Raw genomic sequence first — 26,401 nt, 5'->3', positions numbered from 1 at the left:
CTTTTCTTTTTGCACCCAGTATTACTTCAGCTTGTAAATCACGTCAACTTGATCGCGAATAATCATGGTAGAATCCTGGTAGCTGTTTGCCCCTTCTTTACTGTCCATCGCCATCGAGCGCATTAGAACTGGCTGAACGTGCATCTGTCTGTAATTGATCTGCCAGACATCACCCAATTTTTTCTCAAAGCCAGTAGCCAGTGACGCTGCTTTTTCTCGCGCATCTTGGATAGCCGCCATGCGTGCCTTTTGCTGATACTCAGCCTGGTTGCTTACCTTAAGTTGAATATTATCAACCTGATTAATCCCTGCTTCTAACGCCATATCTAGGTACTGGTTTAGGTTTTTTAGATCCGTAACCGTCACATCAATGCTACGAGAAGCGCGATAACCAACGAGCTCTGCTTTGCCTGATTTAGGGTAGTGGTATTGAGGCGCAAGGTATAAATTCGAGCTGGTAACATTGTCTTTTGATAAGCCAGCATCAGACAAATTTTTCAGAAATTGCTCAACGGTTTTGTCTACTGACTGCTTGGCCTGTTCAGCAGTCATTGTCGTGTCTACCACTTTTACAGAAAACGTCGCCATATCTGGTGTAGCAATAACTTCACCATAACCAGTCGTCGTTACGTGAGCAAATTCAGGCGAGTTCGCCAACACTGAAGCACTAGTAAGGCTGAGTGCAGAAGCCAGCAAAAATGAATACAGTCTCATTCAATAAATCCATCCATACAAAAATAAAGTACTTACTCTCAGCAGAGAGGCTCAAGATTCAGACAAAACTATCACTACTGAGAAAGTGTATGGTTTCATAATAGAAACTTCTGTCGATTATCCAAGCACTCAGAATGACTTCTAACACAACTTTGACTATGTAACATTGGCGTAATTTTTCAACGAAACACTCTGTCGGCAATGAACCCATCGATGCGACAATGAACTTATTGAGGTAAGTGTCGCTGAGCATACCCGACTATCGCGTGTGAGATTTCTTGTAGAACCCCCGTTTCCAGTTGCCAATGATGCCAATAAATCCGATGGGACATTAAAAAACCGGGAGTAACATCAACCAACGCGCCACGCTCTAGCTCGTCGGTAATTTGCAAACGAGGGATTAAGCAATAGGCTACACCAGCTAACGCCACTTTTAGAAACGCTTCAGAGCTGCTGATGTTATGGTGAATGACGCTATCAGGGCTGACATTGAAATGCTCGGTAAGAAAGGTTTTATGTAGGTCATCATATTGATCATACGAAACGGCCGGCGCCTTGGCCAAAGTCTGGTTATTGACGCCTTGAGCAAAGTAACGCTGATAAAACTCCGGACTCGCGACACAAACGTAATCAACACGTCCCAAGTAATCCGCTCTACAGCCAGGTATCGGCTGGGATTCTAAGCTGATCGCCCCCGTCACTTCGCCACTTTTTAGCTTTTCGATGGAACGAGATTCACCGTAGATAGTGAGTTTGAGTTCAACTTGACGCTGCTTCATGACATCTTGCAGTGCAGGCAGTAGCCAAGTAGCAAGGCTATCAGCATTGGTCGCCAAAGAGAGTTGTACAGGTCGAGTACTGGTATCATTCTTGAGTTCGGGCAGAATTTCATGCTCGAGTAAGCGCACTCGACGATAAAGGCCTAATAACTTTTTACCAATCGGCGTTGGCTTGGGTGGTTGACTACGAACCAAAACGGGTTGTGCGAGAAACTTTTCTAATTGTTTAATACGTTGAGAAATCGCTGATTGCGAGACAAATAAATGCTCAGCTGCACGCTCAAAGCTCCCCTGATAAACCACGGCATCTAATGCCTCAATCCATTTATAGTCCAACCCTCTCATCCTGCTCTTCCTCTCCTGATAAAACATCGACCCTTAAATTAGCTTGGCTAATATAATATTAAAATCATTAATTATACTTATTTAGATAAACTCTTTATCTTTCACTCTTCTGAGCATTTATTGGTTATTTTGAAGTGAGGTGAAGTGTGAGCTTGTGGGTTCTATTGCAAGGATTTGGTTTAGGGGCATCAATGATCATTCCGATCGGCGCACAAAATGCGTATGTCTTAAATCAAGGCATAAAGCGCAATCATCACCTGACGACTGCCACTATTTGTAGCATCCTAGATATGATCTTCATTTCTCTAGGTATCTTTGGTGGTGGTGCGATTTTGTCTCAAAATGAAATCTTACTAACATCGGTGACCCTTGGTGGTATTGCCTTCCTGAGCTTTTATGGATTACTGTCACTTAAGAGCGCGTTTAAGTCAGACAGTGACTCAGAATCAAAAGGTGAAGTCGTCGCTCGTGGTCGTCGAACGGTCATATTAGGCGCGTTAGCCGTCACTGTACTTAACCCACATTTGTACTTAGATACAGTCGTTATTCTGGGCTCTATTGGTGGACAGTTTGAAGGCCATGACCGAATTGCTTTTGCACTAGGTACGATGATGGCTTCCTTTGTTTGGTTCTATACCTTGTCGATAGGAGCCGCAAAACTAGGCCCTACCCTATCAAAGCCAAGAGTGAAAAAAGGCATCGACATCGCGGTCGCAGTAATGATGTTCACGATAGCGTATATTTTAGCTAGTGAACTTATTGAAAAGTACTGGTAATCAACAGGACAACAAAGACATGGAGTCACTAAAGCGTATCTATGATATCAATAGAGAGCGACTCAACGCGCTCTCTATTCCTTTTCGGGAATGGCAGCATGAAGCCATCTTAGACTTTGACACGGATATAAGAATTGCGTCCGAGCTTGGATGGACAGGCACGCACACCAAAAGCCTCTTCTTAAAACTTAAAGGGCAAGGCTACGCAATTTATCTAACAGAAAAAGACTCTCGCCTCGATGCCAAACAAATAAAAGCCGTCACAGGCAAACGCCCCTCAATTTGTGACGACGATGAAATGGTCGAAGTATTAGGTTGTTTGCCTGGAGCGGTATGTCCGATTGGCTTACCTGAATATGTCACGCTCATTGTTGATACAACCCTGTATCAACACGAAGAGTTGCTCTATACGCCAGGATTGCCTGAATTCACCTTTGGCTTTGCAGGTAAACATCTAAAACGTCTATTGCTTGCCGGTAATCACATTCTTTATGAGATATAAAAAAGCGAGGCCAATTGGCCTCGCTTTCGAATATCTACCGCTTGTATTAAGCGTCGATTTTGTTCAGATGAACATCCATTTGTGGGAATGGAATTTCGATACCATTTTCATCCAATGCTTCTTTAATACCTTGCATTGCATCAAAGTATACGCCCCAGTAATCTGCAGTTTTCACCCATGGGCGAACCACAAAGTTTACTGAAGAGTCTGCCAGCGTAAGTACGCCGATTGTGATATCAGGATCTTTCAAGATACGCGGATCTTTTTCTAGCGTCTCGCGAATTACTTTCTTCGTTAATTTAAGATCCGCTTTGTATGACACACCAATCACTAGGTCGACACGTCGCGTTGCATGACGAGAGTAGTTAGTAATTGCACCACCGATTACTGACGAGTTAGGCACAACAACCATCTTGTTGTCTGGTGTTTTTAGAACAGTTTGGAAGATTTGAATTGCTTCAACACTACCCGCTACACCGCCAATTTCTACGTAGTCGCCAGATTTGAATGGACGGAACGCAACAATGAGTACACCAGCTGCAAAGTTTGATAGTGAACCTTGTAGCGCAAGACCAACAGCAAGACCTGCCGCACCGATTACAGCCACGACTGAAGCGGTTTGAACGCCTAATCGACCAAGAGCGGCGATAAGTACGATTACAAATAGCAAGTAACGAACAAGACCGTGAATAAATTCAACGACAGCCTTATCCATGTTTTTCTTTTCTAGTACTTTAGAAACACTACCAGCGACTGCTTTAACGATAATATTACCGATAAACAGAATAAGCAGCGCAGAGATAATGTTCACACCGTACTGAACCAGTAGATCTGAGTTGTTTGTCAGCCAAGTTTCAGCCTGAGTTAGACCATCCGTTAAAGTGGTATCGATACCCACCGATTCACCTACCATAATTCTTATCCTCAAAAATAAAGATATATAAATCCAATTGCCGTTAATTTATGAACCTTGTTTTTTAAAGGCTCTTTTCTAAAACAACATCCCTATTGCCCCACTGAACAGTGTCAGATTTTTGGCACAATATCCCAACTTTGACTTTTTTCAAAGTCAGAGTTTCGCAAAGATATGCAAAACAAGACTTTATCAGAGTTTTCTGATATTGGCTTGTTACAGGTTACGCAATGCACTCTTATTTCGCCACTCCTATGACTGATATTCCTATGTTTTTATTTAAAAACGTTAAAGGGGGAACATCCCACCAGAAAAATACAACCTGACGCATAAAGATATCAATAGGAAAACAGGGAAAGAAACATAGGGGCGAAATGATAGACATAAAAAAACCCGCTCAAAAAGCGGGTTTTTAAGTAACTTAATCAGTAACGATTATAGTACGTCAACTGCGTTTAGGTCAGCAAATGCTTGCTCTAGACGAGCTACCATTGAAGCTTGACCAGCACGTAGCCATACGCGTGGATCGTAGTACTTCTTGTTTGGCGCATCTTCACCAGTTGGGTTACCGATTTGACCTTGTAGGTAATCGTGGTTTTCAGCTTCGAACTTACGGATACCATCCCAAGTTGCCCACTGTGTATCAGTATCGATGTTCATTTTGATAACACCGTAACCGATAGACTCACGGATTTCTTCTAGAGAAGAACCTGAACCACCGTGGAATACGAAGTTTAGAGAGTTCGCTGGAAGACCGAATTTCTCAGAAACGTGCGCTTGAGAATCACGTAGGATAGTTGGAGTTAGAACAACGTTACCTGGCTTGTACACGCCGTGTACGTTACCGAAAGATGCTGCGATAGTGAAACGGTGGCTGATTGCGCTTAGTTTCTCGTATGCGTATGCAACGTCTTCTGGAGAAGTGTATAGCTCAGACGCATCCATATCAGAGTTGTCTACGCCGTCTTCTTCACCACCAGTACAACCCAGTTCGATTTCTAGAGTCATGTTCATTTTAGCCATGCGCTCTAGGTACTTAGCAGAAATCTCGATGTTCTCTTCTAGAGACTCTTCAGAAAGGTCGATCATGTGAGAAGAGAATAGTGGCTTACCAGTTTGCGCGAAGTACTCTTCACCAGCGTCTAGTAGACCGTCGATCCAAGGAAGTAGTTTCTTAGCAGCGTGGTCAGTGTGTAGGATTACTGGTACACCGTAAGCTTCAGCTACAGCGTGAACGTATTTCGCACCAGCAACAGCACCTAGGATTTGAGCCTCTTGACCTTCAAGTTTTAGACCTTTACCAGCAAAGAAAGCAGCGCCACCGTTAGAGAATTGAACGATAACTGGAGCTTTAACTTTTGCAGCTGCTTCAAGTACTGCGTTTACAGAGTCAGTACCCACACAGTTTACTGCTGGAAGTGCAAAGCTGTTTTCTTTTGCAACTTCAAATACTTTCTGAACGTCATCGCCAGAGATAACACCTGGTTTTACGAAGTCGAAGATCTTAGACATGGATGTAATCCTATTTATCTGTCGTTTTTAAACAAAACTTGTTAAGTTGAAAATCTTGCAAACGTTTGCTCACAACTGAGGCTATTCTAGCAGAGTTCCTCACACGTTGCAGCAAACAAGAAAGCGGGAGAATCACTCCCCCGCTTTGCTTTAATTACTTAGCGCGTGCTTCTAGCATTTCTACTGCTGGAAGAACTTTACCTTCTACGAACTCAAGGAAAGCGCCGCCACCTGTAGAGATGTAAGAAACGTCAGCCTTGATACCGAACTTGTCGATAGCTGCTAGCGTGTCACCACCACCTGCAACAGAGAAGCCTTCAGATGCTGCGATAGCTTCTGAGATACCTTTAGTACCTGCTTCGAAGTTCTTGAATTCGAATACGCCTACTGGACCATTCCATAGGATAGTCTTCGCGTTCTTAAGGATTTCTGCTAGTTCAGCTGTTGAATCTGGGCCAAGGTCGAAGATCATGTCGTCGTCTTGTACTTCAGAAACGTGTTTAATTTCTGCTTCTGCGTTTTCGTCGAATGCTTTCGCACATGCAACGTCAGTTGCTACTGGAATTGCACACTCATCCATTAGTTTCTTAGCAGTGTCTACTAGATCCGCTTCGTATAGAGACTTACCAACGTTGTGGCCAGCAGCTGCGATGAATGTGTTAGCAATACCACCACCAACAACAAGTTGGTCAGCGATTTTAGATAGAGACTCAAGTACAGTTAGCTTAGTAGAAACTTTTGAACCACCTACGATAGCAACCATTGGACGAGCTGGGTTGTCCATTGCTTTACCTAGCGCTTCAAGTTCGTTTGCTAGAAGAGGGCCAGCACAAGCGATAGGTGCGTGCATACCAACACCATGAGTTGACGCTTGAGCGCGGTGAGCCGTACCGAATGCATCCATTACGAATACGTCACATAGTGCTGCGTATTTCTTAGATAGCTCTTCGTCGTTTTTCTTTTCGCCTTTGTTAAAGCGAACGTTTTCTAGAACAACAAGTTCACCAGCGTTTAGCTCTAGGCCATCTAGGTAGTCTTTTGCTAGCTTAACTTCACAATCTAGTGCGTCGTTTAGGTAGTTAACAACTGGTTGTAGAGAGAACTCTTCAGCGTATTCACCTTCAGTTGGGCGACCTAGGTGAGACGTAACCATTACTTTAGCGCCTGCTTCTAGGCAGTGCTTAATAGTTGGAAGAGATGCGATGATACGTGCATCTGAAGTTACTTTACCGTCTTTTACTGGCACGTTTAGGTCAGCACGGATAAATACACGTTTACCTGCAAGATCCAGGTCAGTCATCTTGATTACAGACATGATGTGTCCTCTCAAATATTGATAATTAAAGTTTTTGAAAACTCGGCAACCCTGCCAAGCCTGTTAATTCTTCAAACTGGTTATAGATGATATGGAGATATCATGGATTTATTTCAAGGCTTGAAATAAAAATTCTCCATCACTTCTTCGTCATTACTGCTCCACTTGAGAAGAAGCTTGCATTGCTAAGGCAGTATCCAGCATCCGGTTAGCAAAGCCCCATTCGTTGTCGCACCAAACGAGCATTTTTACGAGTTGCCCGTTACTCACTCTAGTCTGGCTTCCATCTACAATCGCACTATGGGGGTCGTGGTTAAAGTCGATGGAAACGAGTGGCGATTCAGTATAGTCAACAATGTTACGTAATGTACACTGAGATGCGTTAACAATGGTTTGATTTACGTCATTAACTTTCACATTTGTATTAATTGTGACACTTAAATCCATTGCGGTGACGTTAACGGTTGGGACACGAACAGAAATTGCTTCGAATTTGTTGGAAAATTTCGGGAAGATTCTTTCAATCCCCTTATGCAACTTGGTGTCAACCGGAATAATAGATTGGCTCGCTGCGCGGGTACGGCGTAGATCGTTATGGTACGCATCGATTACTTGCTGATCGTTCATGGAAGAGTGAATCGTGGTTATGGTACCGGACTCAATACCGAAGGCTTCGTCTAACACTTTAATGATGGGAACGATACAGTTGGTAGTACAAGAGCCATTGGAGACAACACGGTGCTCGTCTTTCAGAGTTTCGTGGTTCACACCATAGATAATCGTATTATCTATGTCGCTTGCGCCCGGGTGTGAAAACAGCACTTTCTTCGCGCCAGCTTCTATATGCGCTTGCCCATCGGTTTGTGAACCAAACACGCCAGTGCAATCCAAAACAATATCGACTTCTAGATCGCGCCAAGGAAGTAATTCGAGTTCAGAGAGGTGAAGAATGCGAATAGAATCATATTCGCCGCTGTCATGATGAACATGCAAGTGTTCTTGGTCGTGGGAGATTTTTTTACCGAAGCGACCATGACTAGTGTCATATTGCAGTAGGTGCGCCATCGCTTCTGGCTGCGCTAATTCGTTAACCGCCACAACCTTGATCTGCTGATGTTTTCCGCTTTCATACACGGCTCGCAGAACATTACGACCTATACGTCCAAATCCATTGATCGCAACCTTTAGCATTTATCCTTCGCCCTACCAAAAATTTCGTGTCACAGATACTACCTGATCAGGCTGAAAAACGCACCTGTTGAATCATAGTAAAGCAGGATTAAAAAAGGCCGAGACAATGCTCGGCCTTATTACAACAATAATTAAAATGCGACGTCTAAACCTAACCAGTAGCGACGACCATCTTCGACATATCCGTATTCTTCGTAACTGATTTCCTCATCCAGCAAGTTATAGATCGCGCCTTTAATACGAGTATTATCGGTTAACTGGTATGTCACACCAGCGTCCACAAAGGTATAAGCAGGCTCTACAATACTGTTTCTTGATGGGCCAGTAACCGGATCCATTTCTTTACCTCGGTAAGTGACTTTAGCCCAGCTTTCTAGATCTGTTGTTGTTTGCCAAGTTACATCCACATTAAACAAATGCTTTGGTAACTGCTGCAGCGGCATGCCTTTGTATTCACCTGTTTTTTGCTCTGAGTCGGTAAATGTGTAGCTCGAGCTGAGGTAAATGGTTTCCGTTAATGGCGATGCTAAAGTCGCTTCAATACCTTGTGTGACCGCTTCGTCCACGTTAATGCGGTACGTTGGATCTGCACCCCATTGGTTTGGTCCATCTGTACAGATGGTATCTGGACAAACAACACGTGTGATCTTGTCTTTGAACTCATTATGGAACGCAGTCAAAGAGACATCTAAACCAGAGTCACCTTGATACAAGACACTGATTTCTTTGTTTAGCGACGTTTCAGGGTCAAGGTCTGGGTTACCGTAGATATTACCGCCGCCACTGACTTGCGCCCAACCAGGAGTAATTTCACGTAATTGCGGAGAACGGAAACCTGTTGCCACACCGCCTTTCACAGTCCAAGATGGGTCAACTCGCCATACACCATAGACACGCGGACTAAAGTGCGCACCATAGTTTTCGTCATGATCTAGACGACCACCAAGCGTAACGCTAAACGGATCGGCGATTCTCCACTCATCTTCAATGAAAACAGCCCACTGCGTATTCGATGTTTCGGTCTTCGATGACGCTTTGTTGGAGGTGAAATCCTCAAGCTCTGCATGAGTGGCGTCCACACCAGTCGTCAACGTATGGTTTCCAATACCAGTCACCAAGCTCGATTTGAACGTGGTGTTGGTGATCGTCATCTCACGAGATTTGTTCTCGCTCTCTTCACGTTGTAAGTAAGTATCTGAGATGCCAACCGAGTCCCAGTCGCCATTGTGACTTAGCGTTACATAATTACGACGATATTCGTTGAGTGAATCCTCACAACCTCTTCGGCAACCCGTCGTTGGTACGGAAAGGCCAACGTTACCGCGACGACTTTGTGCCGATGTGCCACCCTCTAGTTGCACAGAATGGCGGTCATTAATCTGGTAGGTCAGTTTTGAAGAGATACTTTGCATATCTTTATCTTCATAACCGTATTCAATATCGTCTTCTTCTCTTGCGGTATACTGACCGTATACTTGGAGAGATAGATTTTCGGCTAGCGGCCCATTGACGAAGAAATTCGCGCTTTGCTCTCCGCCCGAGCGACTGTTTTCTTGCAGAACCGTGCCTAACTGAACATTACCTGTCCACTCCATCGCGTCTTTTCGCGTGATCACGTTAATTACACCACCAATCGCATCAGAGCCATAAAGCGTCGACATTGGACCACGGATAACTTCAATTCGCTCAATCGCTTGAAGAGGGGGTAACCAGCCTTGTTCGATACCAGGGCCGTCACTATTTGGGCGAGTTTCACGTGTGCTTTGACGTTTACCATCGACCAGTATCAAAGTGTATTTAGAACCCATACCACGGATACTGATATCGGTAGTGTCACCACCACCTGTTACGACGACACCAGGCACACTTTTTAGTGCATCAGTCACATCGCGGTAATAACGAGAGTCTAACTCCTCACGCGAAATCACACTAATACTTGCAGGCGCGTCCGCTTGAGATTGCTCATAACTTGATGCAGTTACAACCACTGTTTCCATTTTAGAAACCGCATCATTGGCAAACACATGAGGAACACTGACGAAGGCTAAAATACCAGTTGCAGTAATAACTGGCAGTCTAAGAGTAGACATCTACATCTCCATAATTGATAATGATTATTATTTTCGAAAGTGAATTATTCACAAATAGAATGAGATGCATAGTGAGAGTTATGGAACGGTTCTTCCCATTTATGGAACCCGTGCATAACGCAGTAAGGAGTAAATGAAATATGCACGACTTAGCATCAATTCGAGCCTTTGATGCGCTCAATCAGCATAAGAGTTTGACCGCCGCTGCCAAGGCCCTTAACCAGCCTAAATCAACGCTGAGTCGTCGCTTAGCACAATTAGAAGAAGATTTCGGTCAGGCTCTAACCGCAAGACAAGGTAACCGATTAGTTCTGACAAGAGCGGGAGAAATTTTTGCCCACTACAGTCGCCAGATTCTTGAGCTCAGTGAAGAGAGTTATGACGCGCTTCAAGGTTTAACAAACCAAGTTTCAGGGCCGCTGCATATTGTTTGTCACACAGCATTAGTTAGAAGTTGGCTAGGTGGTGTGCTCAACGGTTTTCTTGCCGATAATCCTGACGTTAGGGTTCAACTTACCAGTGACTTTTCTGAAGCGCACCATGACCCAGATTTGTTCATCTGGCTCGGTGAGCGTAAAGATCTCGATTGGCGCAAAGAGGTATTAGGCTCATTTCGTTACACGCCCTTTGCCTCTCCAGCTTATCTTGAACAACACGGTTCGATCCTGCACCCCAAAGAGCTTGAAGCGCATCCGTGGATCGATTTTGGCTCGGTACAAGAAAATGGATTGATGCTCTCACACCCCCAACACGGTGAGTTCTTTTTAGAGCCATTTGTGAGTCGCTTATACAGCGACAACATCGCAATGCAGATCGACAGCATCGCGAATGGTCATGGTATTGGACTGCTGCCAACTTGGACAGCAAGCGGCTACGAGAAACATCATCCGGGTCGAATCACACCTTGCTTAGAAGGTTGGCTTTCAGAGCCCATCTCCATTAACTGCTATACGCCTACAGGAAGACCACCACTGCGCTTATCCGTACTTTTAGACTGTATTCACCAAAGCATTCCACAAGGTTGGAAAACCTGACAAAAAACAAAAAGGCCATCGCAATGATGGCCTTTCCAACTTTAGTATCTAACAGTCGTCCTTTACGTTCGGACTATTGAGACAATCTAGCAGTTACGCTAGCAATTCTTTTGCTGTGTTCACTACGTTTTCAGTCGTGAAGCCAAACATCTCGAATAGTTGACCAGCAGGTGCAGATTCACCAAATGTCGTCATACCGATGATGCGACCGTCGAAACCAACGTACTTGTACCAGAAGTCTGCAATACCTGCTTCGATAGCGATACGAGCTGTTACGTCTGATGGTAGAACGGCTTCACGGTAAGCAGCGTCTTGCTTGTCAAATGCATCCGTTGATGGCATTGAAACCACGCGTACTTTCTTACCTTCTGCCGTTAGTTGAGTCGCAGCTTCTACTGCTAGCTCAACTTCAGAACCTGTTGCGATAAGGATTAGCTCTGGCTTGCCTTCGCAATCTTTCAGGATGTAAGCACCTTTCGCGATGTTCGCTACTTGCTCAGCTGTACGATCTTGTTGCGCTAAGTTTTGACGAGAGAAGATAAGTGCTGTTGGTGCATCTTTACGTTCAATCGCTAGTTTCCATGCTACGGCAGACTCAACCTGGTCACACGGACGCCATGTGCTCATGTTTGGCGTTACGCGTAGAGATGCCATTTGCTCAACAGGTTGGTGAGTTGGGCCATCTTCGCCAAGACCGATCGAATCGTGCGTGTACACTTGGATATTCTGAATTTTCATCAGCGCAGCCATACGCATTGCGTTACGAGCGTATTCCATGAACATTAGGAATGTTGCGCCGTAAGGAACGAAACCACCGTGCAATGCGATACCGTTGATGATAGCGGTCATACCGAATTCACGTACACCGTAGTGGATGTAGTTGCCAGAGAAGTCATCCGTTTCTAGAGACTTAGAACCAGACCACATGGTCAGGTTAGAAGGCGCTAGGTCAGCAGAACCACCCATAAACTCAGGAAGCATTTGACCAAACGCTTCTAGTGCATTTTGCGATGCTTTACGTGATGCAATATTCGCTGGGTTTGCTTGAAGATCAGCAATGATTTGGTTCGCTTTTTCTTCCCATTCCGCTGGAAGTTCGCCGTTTAGACGACGTTTAAGCTCTGCTGCTTCTGCAGGGTAAGCTGCTGCGTATGCTTCGAACTTTTCATTCCAAGCCGCTTCTTTCGCTGCACCTGCTTCTTTTGCGTCCCACTCAGTGTAAACATCTGCAGGGATTTCAAATGGACCGTACTCCCAACCTAGGTATTCGCGAGCCGCTTGAATCTCATCGTGACCTAATGGCGCACCGTGACAGTCGTGCGAACCAGACTTGTTAGGAGAACCGAAACCGATAATTGTTTTAGTACAGATTAGAGTCGGGCGAGGATCCGCTTTAGCCGCTTCAATCGCTGCGTTGATTGCTTCAGGATCGTGACCGTCTACCGCTGGGATTACGTGCCAGCCGTAAGCTTCGAAACGCTTAGGTGTATCGTCAGAGAACCAACCTTCAACGTGACCGTCGATAGAGATACCGTTGTCATCCCAAAACGCGATCAGTTTGCCTAGACCTAGCGTACCTGCTAGAGAGCATGCTTCGTGCGAGATGCCTTCCATCAGACAGCCGTCACCCATGAACACATACGTAAAGTGGTCAACGATGTCGTGACCTTCTTTGTTGAACTGTGCCGCTAGTGCTTTCTCTGCGATAGCCATACCAACAGCATTAGTGATGCCTTGACCAAGAGGACCCGTTGTTGTCTCGATACCAGGCGCGTAGCCGTACTCTGGGTGACCTGGGGTTTTTGAGTGCAATTGACGGAAGTTTTTCAGATCGTCAATAGATAGCTCATAACCGCTTAAGTGCAGTAGAGAGTAAATAAGCATTGAGCCGTGACCGTTTGATAGCACGAAGCGGTCGCGGTCGGCCCACTCTGGGTTTGATGGGTTGTGGTTTAGGTGAGAGCGCCAAAGAACTTCAGCGATATCAGCCATACCCATTGGTGCGCCTGGGTGGCCTGAGTTAGCTTGTTGAACACCATCCATGCTTAGAGCACGAATTGCATTGGCAAGATGTTTACGAGACGACATGTCTGCTCCTGAGTACATTAAGCGAAACGAAAAGTAGGTCATAATTCTCTCAAAGCCCTCTTGGGTGTGCAAACGTTTTCCAGTCCAAAACCTCACAAATATTGCACCTTTCGCGCCAAATCGTTCGAAGTTCTTAAAATTATCAATAAATCAGGCAAACGTTTGGTTATAACAAAAACCAAAAAAGAGCTTGTAATTCGAGCAATCAAATTTAGAATAGACGTCTAGATGTAGATACACCTACAAAAATTAGTATTAATTTGCGCTGGAGAGTTTATCATTCCCCAGTTTTAAACCAGATATAGTGGAGCTAACATGGCTAAGCACCTGTTTACTTCTGAGTCAGTATCAGAAGGTCATCCAGATAAAATTGCAGACCAGATTTCTGATGCGGTTCTTGACGCGATTCTAGAGCAAGATCCAAAGGCTCGTGTTGCATGTGAGACTTACGTTAAAACCGGTATGGTAATGGTGGGTGGTGAAATCACGACTTCAGCATGGGTAGACATCGAAGAGTTAACTCGTGAAACCGTTCGTGAAATCGGCTACGTACATTCAGATATGGGCTTTGACGCAGATTCTTGTGCGGTACTAAACACAATCGGTAAACAGTCGCCAGATATCAACCAAGGTGTTGATAAAGCTGACCCTAAAGAACAAGGTGCAGGCGACCAAGGCATCATGTTTGGTTACGCTTGTAACGAAACTGAAGTACTAATGCCAGCGCCAATTACTTACTCTCACCGTCTTGTTCAAAAGCAAGCAGAAGTTCGTAAAAACGGTACACTACCTTGGTTGCGTCCTGATGCAAAATCTCAGGTAACATTCCAATACGATCAAGGTAACATCGTTGGTATCGACGCGGTTGTTCTTTCAACTCAACACTGTGATTCAATCTCAACTTCAGACCTGCGTGAAGCGGTAATGGAAGAGATCATTAAACCAGTGCTACCTTCTGAGTGGATCAACAAAGAAACAAACTTCTTCATCAACCCAACGGGTCGCTTCGTAATCGGTGGTCCTATGGGTGACTGTGGTCTAACAGGTCGTAAGATCATCGTAGATACCTACGGCGGCGCAGCTCGTCACGGTGGCGGTGCGTTCTCTGGTAAAGATCCATCAAAAGTTGACCGTAGTGCAGCATACGCAGCACGTTACGTAGCGAAAAACATCGTAGCGGCTGGTATGGCTGACCGTTGTGAGATCCAACTTTCTTACGCAATCGGTGTTGCTGATCCAACGTCTATCATGGTGGAAACATTCGGTACTGAGAAAGTATCTCACGACATCATCATTGAAGCGGTTCGTCAATTCTTCGACCTACGTCCATACGGTCTACAAGAAATGCTTAATCTTCTTCAACCTATCTACAAGAAGACAGCGGCTTACGGTCACTTCGGTCGTGAAGAATTCCCGTGGGAAGCGACAGACAAAGCTGCACTTCTACGCGATTTCGCTGGCATCAAATAATCAAGCCCTCGCCTATGGCGGGGGCTTTTTATTTTCAGCAACTTTTATCCAGCCATTTCAGCTCATACCGCCCAGCCTCACGAAGTAGTCGTGTTTTTCCCTCATTTTTATACCGAATAAATTTTCAGCAATTATTTGTAAATTATCCCATCTCCGCCAATAGTTAAAATATTGTTAATTCCAATTTAAATAGAGACGTCGGATGCTGGCGACTGTGGCAGCAACACTTACGAAAGACACGAGTCAGGCATCTTTATGGCCGATACCAAACTAAGCCAATGCTCAGAAGTAAGCTTGAAAAAGTCGCTTCAAGTTTGACTGAACAAAAACCGCTGTCAGTTGGTATAAGCGGATAATGTGGGAATAAATCAAGGAGGAGTTATGCCTCGAACTGTTAATCCATCGGACTTCCACAACAAGCGAAAGGAAGTGCCAGATAACGAATACGCCAGAACCATACCGTGCAATACGGTCAATCTTTCTGCACCTTTTCATTGGCTCGCATTAGGTCTGCATGATTTCGTGCGAATGCCCCTCATCAGTGCTTTCTATGGCATCTGTTTTATGGCGGCTGCGATAGGTATTGTTTTGCTCGTACAATGGCAGGGCACACACTTGGTCGTCATGCCCAGTTTGATTGTTTATATGTTAATTGGTCCGTTTCTCGCGCTCGGTTTGTATGATGCCAGTTGGGAGAGAGAGCGCGGACACAAAGCTAGCTTGTTCCATTCAATGAAAGCGATCGGTCGTAACTCAACATCTCAATGGGCATTCGCCGTGTTACTCGCAGTGTGTATGATATTTTGGATGCGCATTGCCGCTCTACTTCATGCGCTTTACCCTTCTGTTCAAGGGGCATCTTTAAGTGAGTTCCTACCCTTCCTTGTCATAGGATCTTTAGTTGGCTTTGTTTTGGCTTGTGTGGTGTTTAGCATTTCAGCCTTTTCTATTCCGCTCATGATGGAGCGTCGAGTGGATATGATGACCGCTGTATTTACCAGCTTTAATGCGGTGAAATCCAACATTCCAGCGATGATTGTTTGGGCGGCGATCATCTGCGGCGGTATTCTTATCGGCTTTGCAACGTACGGGATCGGAATGTTGTTTACCATGCCAATTCTAGGCTACGGTACATGGCATGCTTACCATGCCACCATCAAGAAAAAACACACTCCGTAATTAACTGATGCTATGATCTGGCCCTCGCAAATGCGGGGGCTTTTTTATTTGATTTATCGAGGTGAATTGTGGATATAGAACTAAGCTATAAAGCCAAGCAAGTGATGGCGGACTGCATCGCGATGGCAGAGCAAGCTTTCAAACGTTCTTTCCCTATTCCAACAATCACCTTCAACGTCCGCGGGAAAGCGGCAGGAAAAGCCTACCTTCAATTAAATCAAGTTCGCCTAAACCCCGTTTTATTTCGCGAAAACACCCAAGCATTCTTAGATGAAGTCATTCCTCATGAGGTAGCACACCTGATTACTTATCAGGTTTACGGACGAGTTAGGCCTCACGGCAAAGAATGGCAAGGTGTCATGGAAGCCGTATTTAAAGTGCCAGCCAAAACCACTCACAGCTTTGAAGTAAAATCCGTTCAAGGTAAAACCTTTGAGTATCGTTGTGGTTGTATGACCTACCCTCTATCAATTCGCCGTCATAATAAAGTGCTGCGCAAAGAGGCGACGTACTCTTGTCAGAAATGCCGCCAACCACTTAACTTCACGGGCATTCAGTTATCGTAATCTATATCTCATAGTGTTACTTGCGTTCCCAAAATAAAGATCGAGTTTATCAAAACCTTCCCTTCGCTATTTATTGTTAACTTACTCATCACTAAAGCTATCTTATGCGTGTTATCATGAATAAAGTCATACTTTATAAAGACTTTAATCATGAAATACCTATTCTCTTTGTTACTTATCGCGCTTTCTAGCACTGCGGTTGCCGCGCCACCAAGCTCATTCTCTGCCGCCAAACGTGAGGCGGTAAAAATTTATCAAGACCATCCAACGAGCTTTTACTGTGGCTGCAACATTCAATGGCAAGGCAAAAAAGGCTCCCCAGATTTAGCCTCTTGCGGTTACCAAGTCCGTAAACAGGAAAAGCGGGCCGCACGAATCGAATGGGAGCACGTTGTACCTGCGTGGCAATTTGGCCACCAGCGTCAATGCTGGCAAGATGGCGGACGTAAAAACTGCAAGAAAAAAGACAAAACCTTTCGCTTGATGGAAGCAGACCTGCACAACCTAACCCCTGCTATTGGTGAAGTAAACGGTGACCGTTCGAACTACAACTTTAGCCAATGGAACGGCGTCGATGGCGTGAGTTATGGTCGCTGTGAGATGCAAGTGAACTTTAAGCAGCGTAAAGTCATGCCACCAGACCGTGCTCGAGGTTCGATTGCTCGTACCTACCTATACATGAGCAAAGAGTACGGCTTTAAATTATCAAAACAGCAAACGCAGTTGATGAGTGCTTGGAACAAAACCTACCCAGTCGATAAATGGGAATGTGAGCGTGACGAGCGCATTGCCAAAGTACAAGGCAATCATAACCCATTTGTTCAAAAAGCCTGTCGCGCACTCTAGTACTCCTCTACCTTGAAGCGTTTCAATAACTGATATTGAAACGCTTCTTGCCCTTGTTTTTTCGGTAGAAAGCATCCATGTTAGGGTTTAAGTTTATTCTCTTGCTGGAAATCTCATGCGTATCCCTCGAATTTATCATCCAGAAACCATTTATCAACTTGGCTCACTTGCTTTAAGTGACGACGCAGCAGGCCATATCGGCCGTGTTCTGCGAATGAAAGAAGGCCAAGACGTTCTCCTATTTGACGGCAGCGGCGCAGAATTCCCAGCGGTTATCAGTGAAGTCAGCAAAAAGACGGTTTTGGTTAACATTACTGAGCGTGTAGAAAACAGTATTGAATCCCCTTTAGACCTGCACCTTGGTCAAGTTATTTCACGTGGCGATAAGATGGAGTTCACTATCCAAAAGTCAGTGGAACTTGGCGTCAATACCATCACACCTCTGATTTCCGAACGTTGTGGCGTCAAGCTTGACCAAAAGCGCTTTGAGAAAAAACTCGCGCAATGGCAAAAAATAGCCATCAGTGCCTGTGAGCAGTGTGGACGCAATGTCGTTCCAGAAATTCGTCCAATTATGAGCTTGGAAGAGTGGTGTAAAGAAGAGTACGATGGCTTAAAGCTCAATCTTCATCCTCGTGCTAACTACTCAATCAACACACTGCCAACACCGGTTGAAAAAGTGCGCCTACTGATCGGCCCTGAAGGCGGTTTATCGTCTGAAGAGATCGAGATGACTCGAGAATATCAATTTGAAGAAACGCTACTCGGCCCTCGCGTTCTGCGCACCGAAACAGCGGCTCTGACAGCAATTACAGCCTTACAAGTTCGTTTCGGCGATCTTGGTTAAACGGAGAAAAATAATGATCAAACTCGGCATTGTGATGGACCCAATTTCGTCCATTAACATCAAAAAAGACTCTAGCTTTGCCATGATGCTTGAAGCGCAACGACGCGGCTATGAAATCCACTACATGGAAATGAATGATCTGCATCTCGATCAAGGCGTTGCCATTGCAGATACTAAAGTGGTGGAACTAAAAGAAGATCCAAACGGTTGGTACGAGTTCAAATCAGAGCAAACGATCGAACTGTCTGAGCTAGACGCTGTACTAATGCGTAAAGATCCTCCGTTTGACACAGAATACATCTACGCGACTTACATCCTTGAGCGTGCAGAAGAACAAGGTGCACTGATCGTTAACAAACCTCAAAGTCTACGTGATTGTAATGAAAAACTGTTTACAGCGTGGTTCCCTGAGCTGACACCAACGACAATCGTGACGCGAAAAGCAGAAAAAATTAAAGAGTTTCGTGAAAAACATGGTGATGTCATCCTAAAACCGCTTGATGGTATGGGCGGCGCATCTATCTTTCGCGTAAAAGAAAACGACCCTAACGTCTCTGTAATCATCGAGACACTGACCAACCACGGTCAAAACTACGCAATGGCGCAAACCTTCGTGCCAGACATCAGCAATGGTGATAAGCGTATTCTTGTTGTTGACGGTGAACCGATGCCTTACTGTCTAGCTCGTATTCCTGCAAAAGGTGAAACGCGCGGTAACCTAGCCGCTGGTGGCACAGGTGAGGCTCGACCACTAAGCGAGACCGATATTAAGATTGCTCAAACTGTGGCTCCTACACTGAAAGAAAAAGGCCTTATCTTTGTTGGCCTTGACGTAATTGGCGATAAGCTAACGGAAATCAACGTCACTAGCCCAACCTGTATTCGCGAAATTGAAGCGGCTTTTGACATCTCAATCACTGGCAAACTGATGGATGCGATTGAGCGTCGAGTAAAAGGCGAATAACTCAAACTGTATTACAGTTAATAGAGAGCGTAGTACATTAACTTAAGCAAACTCATGCACATACCTAGATGGTAAACTGTATGATGTTTGCTTAGGGGCATTTACGAGAGTTAAGGGTCAATATGAGTATGAATCTCACAAATCACTTTTTAGTTGCCATGCCTGGGATGAAAGATCCGTACTTTCAAAACAGCGTGATCTACGTTTGTGAGCACAACGAAGACGGCGCTATGGGGCTGATGATCAATGCTCCTGTTGATATCACCGTCGGCAACATGCTCAAGCAGGTGGAAGTTCAGCCAGTACACCCGCGCCTATTTGAAGCCAGTCTAGATAGACCAGTCTACAATGGCGGCCCAATCTCGGAAGATCGTGGTTTTATTTTGCATAAACCCAAAGATTACTACGAGTCCAGCGTCCAAATGACCGATGACCTCGCGGTAACCACTTCGCGTGATATTCTTTCGGTGTTAGGAACAGAAGCAGAACCAAGTGATTACTTAGTGGCACTTGGCTACTCAGGTTGGAGTGCAGGCCAATTAGAAAATGAGCTGGTCGAAAACTCTTGGCTCACCATTGAAGCGACGCCTGAAATTATCTTTAATACACCAATCAACGAGCGTTGGAAGAAAGCGGTCGAAAAGCTGGGCATCGACCCAAGTCACCTTTCAGCAGACTCTGGACATGCTTAGTCCGAAATACAGTTACATTAGATAGAGACACCTTATGTCACGCACAATTATGGCTTTTGACTTTGGAACCAAAAGCATTGGTAGCGCTATTGGCCAAGAAATTACCGGTACAGCTTCCCCATTAAAAGCCTTTAAAGCCAATGACGGTATTCCAAATTGGGACGATATCGAAAAGCAAATCAAAGAGTGGCAGCCAGATTTGCTAGTGGTCGGTTTACCAACTGATCTTCATGGCAAAGACCTTGAGACCATAACCCCTCGTGCACGAAAATTTGCTAAGCGTCTGCAAGGCCGATACGGCTTACCTGTTGAACTGCATGATGAGCGTTTATCTACAGCAGAAGCTCGTGCGGAGTTGTTCAGCATGGGCGGCTACAAAGCCCTATCGAAAGGGAATGTGGACTGCCAGTCAGCGGTGGTGATTCTAGAAAGCTGGTTTGAAGCCCTCTGGGGTGAATAAAACACAATACTCAAAACAAGAAAAGGTTGGCAAGTGCCAACCTTTTTTCGTCTAAACACGCTTAATCCATATCGATCTTGACGTTCGCCAAACTGCCCGTAGAGAATGCTTCGCCACGCTGTGTTTTCAACATCAAGCGCAAATCATTCGCCGAATCGGCACTGTGCAGCGCATCCTCTTCGCTGATCTTACCTTGCATCACTAACTTATAAAGAGATTGATCGAACGTCAGCATACCAAACTCATTTGAGCGAGCCATGGTTGACTTCAACTCATGCAAATCTCCGCGACGGATCAAATCAGATACTCGTGGGCTATTTAGCAAGATCTCAAATACACCATGGCGCCCCTGCCCATTCTTATCTCGGATCAGCTGCTGACCAACCACACCTTTTAGGTTCATCGACAAATCAAACAAGAATTGTTCTTTTTGATCTTTCGGTACCAAGTGAAGAATGCGCTCTAAGGCTTGGTTGGCGTTGTTGGCGTGCAACGTTGCCATACACAAATGGCCCGTTTCGGCGAATGTCATCGCGTATTCCATTGTTTCACGGCTACGGATCTCGCCAATCAAAATCATATCTGGCGCTTGGCGCAGCGAGTTTTTAAGCGCAACTTCATAGCTTTCCGTATCTAACCCAACTTCGCGTTGAGTCACGATACAGCGCTTGTGCTCATGCACGAATTCGATCGGATCTTCGACCGTCAAAATGTGCCCCGTCTTGTTGCTGTTTCGATAGCCCGTCATTGCCGCCATTGTGGTGGATTTACCTGACCCAGTAGCACCAACCACCAGCACCAAACCACGCTTGGCTATCGCTAAATCTTGCAACACTAACGGTAACTTTAATTGCTCAAAGGTGGGAATATTGGTTTCAATACGACGAATCACCGCACCCGGTAATTCCCGTTGAAAAAAGGCACTAACACGGAAGCGGCCACAATCTCTCACAATGGCAAAATTCGACTCACGACTTTTACGAAATTCCTGACGCCGATCTGGCTCCATAGCACTGTCGAGTAATGCCGCTACATCACTCTCGGTGAGTTTTTCACCTTGAGGTCGCAATTCGCCATCCACGCGAAACAAAATTGGCGCACCAACCGTGATGTAAAGATCCGACGCTTTCAGCGCCAGCATACCTTCGAGAAATTTATTTAGATCCATCTTCCGTGTTCACCTACGTATTACGAGAATTGCTGCACTTCTAACCCGATCTTACTATCGACCTCTTCACGAGCGACCATACCTTGTGCCATTAACTGACGAGCATTTTGCTCCATGGTTTGCATGCCGTGAGCCGCACCAGTTTGAATGATCGAATACATCTGCGCGACTTTGTCTTCGCGGATCAAGTTACGAATCGCAGGCGTTGCCATCATGATTTCATGGCATGCAATACGGCCACCACCATTACGTTTCAATAACTTTTGCGCGATAACCGAACGAAGGGACTCAGAAAGCATCGAGCGCACCATGTCTTTATCACTGCCAGGGAACACATCGATAATACGGTCAATGGTTTTTGCCGCCGAGCTGGTGTGTAACGTGCCGAACACTAAGTGCCCCGTTTCCGCCGCCGTTAATGCAAGGCTGATGGTTTCTTTGTCACGCATCTCACCAACCAGAATGACATCCGGGTCTTCACGTAATGCGCTGCGCAGTGCGTTTTGGAAACTGTGCGTATCACGGTGTACTTCACGCTGGTTGATCAAACATTTATTGTTGTTGTGAACAAATTCAATCGGATCTTCAATTGTGAGTACGTGCTTGTTGTGATTACGATTAATGTAGTCAACAATGGCTGCTAAGGTCGTCGATTTACCAGAACCTGTTGGGCCAGTAACCAGAACTAAGCCTTTTTCAGCGTTCGCAATTTTTTTGAAGATCTCGGGAGCTTCCAGCTCTTCCAAAGTTGGAATGCTACTTGGAATGGTACGGAATACTGCCGCACAGCCACGAGATTGGTTGAAAGCGTTGACACGGAAACGACCAACGTTATGCAACTCAAAAGAGAAGTCGACTTCGAGTTTTTCTTCGAACTCACTGCGTTGGGCATCGTTCATGATTTCGAAAACCAAACGATGCACTTCTTGGTGTGTAAACGCTGGAATGCCTAGTTTTCTCACATCCCCATCAATACGAACCATTGGTGGGACACCTGCAGAAAGATGTAGATCTGAGGCATTATGTTTTACACTAAAATCCAGTAACTCAGTGATATCCATTTAAAATCCTTAAGTCTAAAGTACAGCTATGAGTAGTATTCAACAAAATATTGAACATATCACCTCTCAAATTCGATATGACGAGCAAAAATGTGGTCGAACTCCAGAGTCAGTGCAACTTCTAGCGGTAAGCAAAACTAAACCTGTCGAGGCAATTCTCGAAGCCTACCAAGCGGGACAAACCGCCTTTGGTGAAAACTACGTCCAAGAGGGCGTCAGTAAAGTTCAGCACTTTGCCGAGCATTATCCAGATAATCGAATCGAATGGCACTTCATTGGCCCGATTCAGTCGAATAAATCGCGACTTGTTGCCGAACATTTCGATTGGGTTCACACCATCGATCGAACCAAGATTGCTCAACGCCTGAATGATCAGCGTCCCAGTGAACTTAAACCGCTACAAGTTCTGATTCAGGTTAACACCAGTGGTGAAGCATCTAAGTCTGGTGTCACCGAAGCGGAAGTATTCGAGCTGGCGGAGTTGATTTCTCGCCTACCCAACCTCACTTTAAGAGGGTTGATGTCGATTCCTGCCAACGTGTCTGACTACGAATCACAACTTCATGAGTTTCAGAAGTTGGCCACATTGAAGCAAACACTCGAAGCTCAGTTCCCAGAAATCGATACATTATCAATGGGAATGAGTGGTGATATGACCGCTGCAATCGAAGCTGGTAGTACAATGGTTCGTATTGGAACCGCTATTTTCGGCGCGCGAGACTACAGCTAAATCAACAAAACGCTCACTAGCGACATAAATTCGTCGTTAAATTAAAGAGTAAATCGCGCAATCATCTTACTCGCCAATAGGAGCAGTAAGTAACAGCGGCGCCATTATACACCTGAGCGCACAACAAACTCTAAATATCATGATGGAAATCAGACAAATGGAACATAAAAAAATCGCCTTCATTGGTGCTGGCAACATGGTGAGAGCCATTGTTTCTGGCTTGGTTGCTAACGGATACCCAGCGCAAAACATTACCGCGACAGCTCCTTCAGAGGCTCGCCGTCTTCCGCTAGAACAAGATTTTGGCATCCGTACCACCAGCGATAACATCCAAGCGGCGACCGAAGCGGATGTGGTGGTATTGTCTGTGAAACCGCAAATGATGGCTGATGTTTGTAAACCACTGCAAGCGATCGATTTCACTAATAAACTGGTGATTTCTATTGCCGCTGGCATCAACTGTTCACGATTGGATGATATGCTAGCCACCAAATTGAACTTGGTTCGTGTTATGCCAAATACGCCATCACAACTTGGGTTGGGCATGAGTGGTTTATTCGCACCAGCCCATGTAACTGAGCAAGACAAAGCTTTTGCTGCAGAGTTAATGGAAGCGGTCGGTAAAGTATGTTGGGTTGAGCAAGAGTCTGGCATCAATAATGTGATTGCCGCAGCAGGCAGTGCTCCAGCATACTTCTTCCTGTTTATGGAGGCGATGCAAGCAGAAGCGATTGCTCAAGGCTTTGATAAAGACACCGCTCGACTATTGGTTCAGCAAGCTGCATTGGGCGCGGCCAGTATGGTGGTTAGCAACCCAGAAACTGAGCTATCGACCCTGTGTGAGAATGTGACATCGAAAGGTGGGACAACGGCAGAAGCACTGCGTACATTCAACGAACATCAACTTTCAGATATTGTTGCTAAAGCCATGCAAGCTGCTGTGGCTCGCGCGGAAGAAATGGAAAAACTGTTTTAATTATTTGGATGAACTCCGTTTAGTATCATCCATCACTTGTTAAGGGTACCTTATGAATTCAATGAGTTTTCTCATCTCAACCCTATTTGACCTGTACATCATGGTCGTAATTTTGCGAATTTGGTTGCAAGCTGCACGCGCAGACTTCTACAACCCATTCTCGCAATTCATAGTAAAAGCGACTCAGCCGGTCATTGGTCCACTGCGCCGCATTATCCCTTCCGTGGGGAATATTGACCTAGCAACCGTGTTGTTTGCCTACGTGTTGTGTGTGCTTAAATTTGTCGTTCTGATCCTGATAGCTTCGAACGGTTCCGTCTCTTTCAGCGCTGATTTCTTGTTCTTAGGCTTGTTATCATTAATCAAAGCCGCTGGAGGTCTGCTGTTCTGGGTACTATTGATCCGTGCAATTTTGAGCTGGGTAAGCCAAGGTCGCAGTCCTATCGAGTACGTATTCCATCAATTAACCGAGCCAATGTGCGCACCAATCCGTCGTATTATTCCGGCTATTGGTGGTCTTGATTTGAGCGTACTGGTGCTGTTTATCGGCTTGCAGTTCGCGAACTTCTTGATGGGTGATATCATTGGTCCAATTTGGTTCCAGTTATAATGTCAGCCGCAGTTTGGCAAGATGGCGAGGACATCATCCTAAAGCTCTATATTCAACCTAAAGCAAGCCGCGATAAAATTGTTGGCTTGCATGGTGAAGAGCTCAAAATCGCCATTACTGCTCCACCTGTCGATGGCAAAGCTAATGCGCACCTAACTAAGTTCTTAGCCAAGCAGTTTAAAATCGCTAAGGGTTTGGTTCACATAGAAAAAGGTGAATTAGGACGGCACAAACAAATTCGGATAGAATCGCCTACCCAGATACCGACAGAAATTAAAGCCATCATATGATGGCTTTTTATTTACGATTTTGTACCACACTTACTAATACCAACGACTGAGTACGCATTTTTTACCCCCTGACCAAGGTAAAATTGCAGCTATGGTTGTTTTATAACAAGTGCTTTGAGGAAGTAACAATGAGCAAATGGATTACCGCATTACTGATTAGCCTGTTGTCGTTACCAAGCTTCGCCGATCAGTTTAAAAATATGAAAGATATCGAAGTACACTATGTCGCGTTTAACTCGACATTCTTAACACCGAAAGTCGCACGTAGCTACGATATCAAGCGTAATGGATACCTCGCTGTGGTTAATATTAGCGTGCTAGATAGAGCTTCATTGGGTAAACCTGCATTAGAAGCAAAAATTGCTGGACGCGCGAAAAACCTCATCGGCCAAACTCAGACCTTGACCTTTCGTGAAGTCAAAGAAGGCAATGCGATATACTATTTAGCCGAACTGCCAATTACCCACGAAGAAACTTTTACTTTCGATATTGACGTAAAAGCTGGAAACAAAGGCTCAGGTAAGCTTAAATTCACCCAGAAGTTTTATGTTGAAGAGTAATTGGGTTGTGATGATCCAAAAGCTTTTGGATCTAAGCAGGCTAAAAACCACTTATTAGTTAAAGAATATCTAGAGGAGAACGATTTGTTCTCCTCTATCACTATTAAAAGAGATTCCCATGAAAAAAATTGTGCTAGCAACTGGTAACCAAGGCAAAGTTCGTGAAATGGCAGATTTGTTGTCTGACTTCGGCTTTGAAGTATTAGCGCAAAGTGAATTCAATGTATCGGAAGTAGCTGAAACGGGCACAACCTTCATTGAAAACGCAATCATTAAAGCTCGCCATGCCGCACAAGAAACAGGGCTTCCTGCGATTGCTGACGACTCTGGCTTAGAAGTCGATTTCTTAAAAGGCGCTCCGGGCATTTACTCTGCACGTTACGCAGGCGAGAGCGCATCTGATCAAGAGAATCTAGAAAAATTGCTAGCGGCAATGGAAGGCGTACCAGAAGCAGAACGTACAGCACGTTTCCACTGCGTATTAGTCCTCATGCGTCACGAGAACGACCCAACGCCTATCGTCTGTCACGGTAAATGGGAAGGCCGAATTCTAACTGAAGCACACGGTGAAAATGGCTTTGGCTACGACCCAATCTTCTTTGTTCCTGAAAACAACTGTGCGTCAGCCGAACTTGAACCTGCACGTAAGAAACAACTGTCTCACCGCGGTAAAGCGCTCAAGTCGTTGTTTGCTCAACTGTCTGAGCAAGTGTCTCAGTAATC

27 protein-coding genes are annotated in these 26,401 nt (G+C 45.1%); 17 read left to right on the top strand and 10 right to left on the bottom strand.

Features of this window, described 5'->3' with window-relative positions; genetic code table 11:
* Window positions 1–21: 21 nt before the first annotated feature.
* Window positions 22–714 (bottom strand): oxidative stress defense protein, encoded by a 693-nt coding sequence (locus B7360_RS01885; RefSeq protein ID WP_005393939.1) that lies wholly within the window; start codon window positions 712–714, stop codon window positions 22–24.
* A 227-nt stretch (window positions 715–941) separates the two neighbouring features.
* Complete coding sequence (locus B7360_RS01880) at window positions 942–1,838, bottom strand: LysR family transcriptional regulator ArgP (RefSeq protein ID WP_046875104.1); 897 nt, start codon at window positions 1,836–1,838, stop codon at window positions 942–944.
* A gap of 146 nt (window positions 1,839–1,984) precedes the next feature.
* Between B7360_RS01880 and B7360_RS01875 the strand changes: the two genes are divergently transcribed.
* Together B7360_RS01875 and B7360_RS01870 are read left to right on the top strand one after the other, a co-directional pair.
* Window positions 1,985–2,614 carry a LysE/ArgO family amino acid transporter gene (locus tag B7360_RS01875; protein WP_065646102.1) on the top strand — a complete coding sequence of 210 codons (630 nt, stop codon included), beginning with the start codon at window positions 1,985–1,987 and terminating at the stop codon, window positions 2,612–2,614.
* A gap of 19 nt (window positions 2,615–2,633) precedes the next feature.
* Complete coding sequence (locus B7360_RS01870; protein ID WP_074191803.1) at window positions 2,634–3,116, top strand: YbaK/EbsC family protein; 483 nt, start codon at window positions 2,634–2,636, stop codon at window positions 3,114–3,116.
* A gap of 46 nt (window positions 3,117–3,162) precedes the next feature.
* On the opposite strand, the gene mscS is transcribed toward B7360_RS01870, so the two are convergent.
* The 5 genes from mscS to B7360_RS01845 all read right to left on the bottom strand — a co-directional run bounded on the left by mscS (window position 3,163) and on the right by B7360_RS01845 (window position 10,137).
* Entirely contained in the window at window positions 3,163–4,029 is an 867-nt protein-coding gene (mscS, locus tag B7360_RS01865; RefSeq protein WP_085342625.1) for a small-conductance mechanosensitive channel MscS, read from the bottom strand.
* A 435-nt stretch (window positions 4,030–4,464) separates the two neighbouring features.
* Window positions 4,465–5,541: a class II fructose-bisphosphate aldolase gene (gene fbaA, locus B7360_RS01860; protein WP_005393947.1), complete on the bottom strand. Its 1,077-nt coding sequence runs from the start codon at window positions 5,539–5,541 to the stop codon at window positions 4,465–4,467.
* 154 nt (window positions 5,542–5,695) lie between these two features.
* Window positions 5,696–6,856: a phosphoglycerate kinase gene (locus B7360_RS01855; protein ID WP_005393948.1), complete on the bottom strand. Its 1,161-nt coding sequence runs from the start codon at window positions 6,854–6,856 to the stop codon at window positions 5,696–5,698.
* A 153-nt stretch (window positions 6,857–7,009) separates the two neighbouring features.
* Window positions 7,010–8,047, bottom strand: coding sequence for an erythrose-4-phosphate dehydrogenase (gene epd, locus B7360_RS01850; protein ID WP_085342624.1), 1,038 nt, complete (start codon window positions 8,045–8,047; stop codon window positions 7,010–7,012).
* A gap of 131 nt (window positions 8,048–8,178) precedes the next feature.
* The gene (locus B7360_RS01845; RefSeq protein ID WP_005393952.1) at window positions 8,179–10,137 is read right to left on the bottom strand and encodes a ligand-gated channel protein; all 1,959 of its coding nucleotides are present in this window, start codon (window positions 10,135–10,137) and stop codon (window positions 8,179–8,181) included.
* Window positions 10,138–10,277: 140 nt separating this feature from the next.
* Here B7360_RS01845 and B7360_RS01840 point away from each other — a divergent pair, with 140 nt between their 5' ends.
* Complete coding sequence (locus B7360_RS01840; protein ID WP_085342623.1) at window positions 10,278–11,171, top strand: LysR family transcriptional regulator; 894 nt, start codon at window positions 10,278–10,280, stop codon at window positions 11,169–11,171.
* A gap of 93 nt (window positions 11,172–11,264) precedes the next feature.
* Here the strand turns inward: B7360_RS01840 and tkt are convergent, their stop codons facing one another.
* The gene (tkt, locus tag B7360_RS01835) at window positions 11,265–13,259 is read right to left on the bottom strand and encodes a transketolase (protein ID WP_085342622.1); all 1,995 of its coding nucleotides are present in this window, start codon (window positions 13,257–13,259) and stop codon (window positions 11,265–11,267) included.
* A 315-nt stretch (window positions 13,260–13,574) separates the two neighbouring features.
* On the opposite strand from tkt, the gene metK reads away from it, so the two are divergent.
* The 8 genes from metK to ruvX all read left to right on the top strand — a co-directional run bounded on the left by metK (window position 13,575) and on the right by ruvX (window position 20,283).
* Window positions 13,575–14,729, top strand: coding sequence for a methionine adenosyltransferase (gene metK, locus B7360_RS01825; RefSeq protein WP_005381027.1), 1,155 nt, complete (start codon window positions 13,575–13,577; stop codon window positions 14,727–14,729).
* 381 nt (window positions 14,730–15,110) lie between these two features.
* Entirely contained in the window at window positions 15,111–15,908 is a 798-nt protein-coding gene (locus B7360_RS01820; RefSeq protein WP_005393959.1) for a DUF2189 domain-containing protein, read from the top strand.
* Window positions 15,909–15,976: 68 nt separating this feature from the next.
* Window positions 15,977–16,474, top strand: a complete 498-nt coding sequence (locus B7360_RS01815) for a SprT family zinc-dependent metalloprotease (RefSeq protein ID WP_053807737.1) — start codon at window positions 15,977–15,979, stop codon at window positions 16,472–16,474.
* Between the two features lie 150 nt (window positions 16,475–16,624).
* On the top strand, window positions 16,625–17,320 hold the full coding sequence (gene endA, locus B7360_RS01810; protein WP_005393967.1) for a deoxyribonuclease I: 696 nt from the start codon (window positions 16,625–16,627) through the stop codon (window positions 17,318–17,320).
* Between the two features lie 115 nt (window positions 17,321–17,435).
* Window positions 17,436–18,167 carry a 16S rRNA (uracil(1498)-N(3))-methyltransferase gene (rsmE, locus tag B7360_RS01805; protein WP_085342621.1) on the top strand — a complete coding sequence of 244 codons (732 nt, stop codon included), beginning with the start codon at window positions 17,436–17,438 and terminating at the stop codon, window positions 18,165–18,167.
* A 13-nt stretch (window positions 18,168–18,180) separates the two neighbouring features.
* Window positions 18,181–19,131 carry a glutathione synthase gene (gene gshB, locus B7360_RS01800; protein ID WP_006743090.1) on the top strand — a complete coding sequence of 317 codons (951 nt, stop codon included), beginning with the start codon at window positions 18,181–18,183 and terminating at the stop codon, window positions 19,129–19,131.
* A gap of 128 nt (window positions 19,132–19,259) precedes the next feature.
* Complete coding sequence (locus B7360_RS01795; RefSeq protein WP_005393973.1) at window positions 19,260–19,823, top strand: YqgE/AlgH family protein; 564 nt, start codon at window positions 19,260–19,262, stop codon at window positions 19,821–19,823.
* Between the two features lie 34 nt (window positions 19,824–19,857).
* Window positions 19,858–20,283 carry a Holliday junction resolvase RuvX gene (gene ruvX / locus B7360_RS01790; protein WP_005381017.1) on the top strand — a complete coding sequence of 142 codons (426 nt, stop codon included), beginning with the start codon at window positions 19,858–19,860 and terminating at the stop codon, window positions 20,281–20,283.
* A 61-nt stretch (window positions 20,284–20,344) separates the two neighbouring features.
* Here the strand turns inward: ruvX and B7360_RS01785 are convergent, their stop codons facing one another.
* Window positions 20,345–21,451: a PilT/PilU family type 4a pilus ATPase gene (locus B7360_RS01785; protein WP_006743091.1), complete on the bottom strand. Its 1,107-nt coding sequence runs from the start codon at window positions 21,449–21,451 to the stop codon at window positions 20,345–20,347.
* A 20-nt stretch (window positions 21,452–21,471) separates the two neighbouring features.
* Window positions 21,472–22,512 (bottom strand): type IV pilus twitching motility protein PilT, encoded by a 1,041-nt coding sequence (locus tag B7360_RS01780; RefSeq protein WP_005381015.1) that lies wholly within the window; start codon window positions 22,510–22,512, stop codon window positions 21,472–21,474.
* 28 nt (window positions 22,513–22,540) lie between these two features.
* On the opposite strand from B7360_RS01780, the gene B7360_RS01775 reads away from it, so the two are divergent.
* From B7360_RS01775 to B7360_RS01750, 6 genes are all read left to right on the top strand, one after another.
* Entirely contained in the window at window positions 22,541–23,242 is a 702-nt protein-coding gene (locus tag B7360_RS01775) for a YggS family pyridoxal phosphate-dependent enzyme (RefSeq protein WP_054575409.1), read from the top strand.
* A gap of 157 nt (window positions 23,243–23,399) precedes the next feature.
* Window positions 23,400–24,218, top strand: a complete 819-nt coding sequence (gene proC / locus B7360_RS01770) for a pyrroline-5-carboxylate reductase (protein ID WP_085342620.1) — start codon at window positions 23,400–23,402, stop codon at window positions 24,216–24,218.
* A gap of 52 nt (window positions 24,219–24,270) precedes the next feature.
* Window positions 24,271–24,828 (top strand): YggT family protein, encoded by a 558-nt coding sequence (locus tag B7360_RS01765; protein ID WP_012841393.1) that lies wholly within the window; start codon window positions 24,271–24,273, stop codon window positions 24,826–24,828.
* On the top strand, window positions 24,828–25,118 hold the full coding sequence (gene yggU / locus B7360_RS01760; protein WP_005381011.1) for a DUF167 family protein YggU: 291 nt from the start codon (window positions 24,828–24,830) through the stop codon (window positions 25,116–25,118). Before B7360_RS01765 ends, yggU begins: the two co-directional genes overlap by 1 nt.
* 128 nt (window positions 25,119–25,246) lie before the next feature.
* Entirely contained in the window at window positions 25,247–25,678 is a 432-nt protein-coding gene (locus B7360_RS01755) for a DUF4426 domain-containing protein (protein ID WP_005381010.1), read from the top strand.
* 118 nt (window positions 25,679–25,796) lie between these two features.
* Window positions 25,797–26,399: an XTP/dITP diphosphatase gene (locus B7360_RS01750; RefSeq protein ID WP_085342619.1), complete on the top strand. Its 603-nt coding sequence runs from the start codon at window positions 25,797–25,799 to the stop codon at window positions 26,397–26,399.
* Window positions 26,400–26,401 lie beyond the last annotated feature (2 nt).

The organism is Vibrio sp. ArtGut-C1 (assembly GCF_002105475.1).
Taxonomy (GTDB): Bacteria; Pseudomonadota; Gammaproteobacteria; order Enterobacterales; family Vibrionaceae; genus Vibrio; species Vibrio diabolicus.
The sequence above is the reverse complement of the archived record's forward strand: the minus strand, read 5'-3'. Positions and strand labels throughout refer to the sequence as shown.

Excerpts from the sequence above, each read along its gene's own strand:
- B7360_RS01885 (WP_005393939.1), bottom strand. The coding sequence starts at position 714 with ATGAGACTGTATTCATTTTTGCTGGCTTCTGCACTCAGCCTTACTAGT.
- B7360_RS01880 (WP_046875104.1), bottom strand. The coding sequence starts at position 1,838 with ATGAGAGGGTTGGACTATAAATGGATTGAGGCATTAGATGCCGTGGTT.
- B7360_RS01870 (WP_074191803.1), top strand. The coding sequence starts at position 2,634 with ATGGAGTCACTAAAGCGTATCTATGATATCAATAGAGAGCGACTCAAC.
- mscS (WP_085342625.1), bottom strand. The coding sequence starts at position 4,029 with ATGGTAGGTGAATCGGTGGGTATCGATACCACTTTAACGGATGGTCTA.
- fbaA (WP_005393947.1), bottom strand. The coding sequence starts at position 5,541 with ATGTCTAAGATCTTCGACTTCGTAAAACCAGGTGTTATCTCTGGCGAT.
- B7360_RS01855 (WP_005393948.1), bottom strand. The coding sequence starts at position 6,856 with ATGTCTGTAATCAAGATGACTGACCTGGATCTTGCAGGTAAACGTGTA.
- epd (WP_085342624.1), bottom strand. The coding sequence starts at position 8,047 with ATGCTAAAGGTTGCGATCAATGGATTTGGACGTATAGGTCGTAATGTT.
- B7360_RS01845 (WP_005393952.1), bottom strand. The coding sequence starts at position 10,137 with ATGTCTACTCTTAGACTGCCAGTTATTACTGCAACTGGTATTTTAGCC.
- B7360_RS01840 (WP_085342623.1), top strand. The coding sequence starts at position 10,278 with ATGCACGACTTAGCATCAATTCGAGCCTTTGATGCGCTCAATCAGCAT.
- tkt (WP_085342622.1), bottom strand. The coding sequence starts at position 13,259 with ATGTCGTCTCGTAAACATCTTGCCAATGCAATTCGTGCTCTAAGCATG.
- metK (WP_005381027.1), top strand. The coding sequence starts at position 13,575 with ATGGCTAAGCACCTGTTTACTTCTGAGTCAGTATCAGAAGGTCATCCA.
- B7360_RS01820 (WP_005393959.1), top strand. The coding sequence starts at position 15,111 with ATGCCTCGAACTGTTAATCCATCGGACTTCCACAACAAGCGAAAGGAA.
- endA (WP_005393967.1), top strand. The coding sequence starts at position 16,625 with ATGAAATACCTATTCTCTTTGTTACTTATCGCGCTTTCTAGCACTGCG.
- rsmE (WP_085342621.1), top strand. The coding sequence starts at position 17,436 with ATGCGTATCCCTCGAATTTATCATCCAGAAACCATTTATCAACTTGGC.
- gshB (WP_006743090.1), top strand. The coding sequence starts at position 18,181 with ATGATCAAACTCGGCATTGTGATGGACCCAATTTCGTCCATTAACATC.
- B7360_RS01795 (WP_005393973.1), top strand. The coding sequence starts at position 19,260 with ATGAATCTCACAAATCACTTTTTAGTTGCCATGCCTGGGATGAAAGAT.
- ruvX (WP_005381017.1), top strand. The coding sequence starts at position 19,858 with ATGTCACGCACAATTATGGCTTTTGACTTTGGAACCAAAAGCATTGGT.
- B7360_RS01785 (WP_006743091.1), bottom strand. The coding sequence starts at position 21,451 with ATGGATCTAAATAAATTTCTCGAAGGTATGCTGGCGCTGAAAGCGTCG.
- B7360_RS01780 (WP_005381015.1), bottom strand. The coding sequence starts at position 22,512 with ATGGATATCACTGAGTTACTGGATTTTAGTGTAAAACATAATGCCTCA.
- B7360_RS01775 (WP_054575409.1), top strand. The coding sequence starts at position 22,541 with ATGAGTAGTATTCAACAAAATATTGAACATATCACCTCTCAAATTCGA.
- proC (WP_085342620.1), top strand. The coding sequence starts at position 23,400 with ATGGAACATAAAAAAATCGCCTTCATTGGTGCTGGCAACATGGTGAGA.
- B7360_RS01765 (WP_012841393.1), top strand. The coding sequence starts at position 24,271 with ATGAATTCAATGAGTTTTCTCATCTCAACCCTATTTGACCTGTACATC.
- yggU (WP_005381011.1), top strand. The coding sequence starts at position 24,828 with ATGTCAGCCGCAGTTTGGCAAGATGGCGAGGACATCATCCTAAAGCTC.
- B7360_RS01755 (WP_005381010.1), top strand. The coding sequence starts at position 25,247 with ATGAGCAAATGGATTACCGCATTACTGATTAGCCTGTTGTCGTTACCA.
- B7360_RS01750 (WP_085342619.1), top strand. The coding sequence starts at position 25,797 with ATGAAAAAAATTGTGCTAGCAACTGGTAACCAAGGCAAAGTTCGTGAA.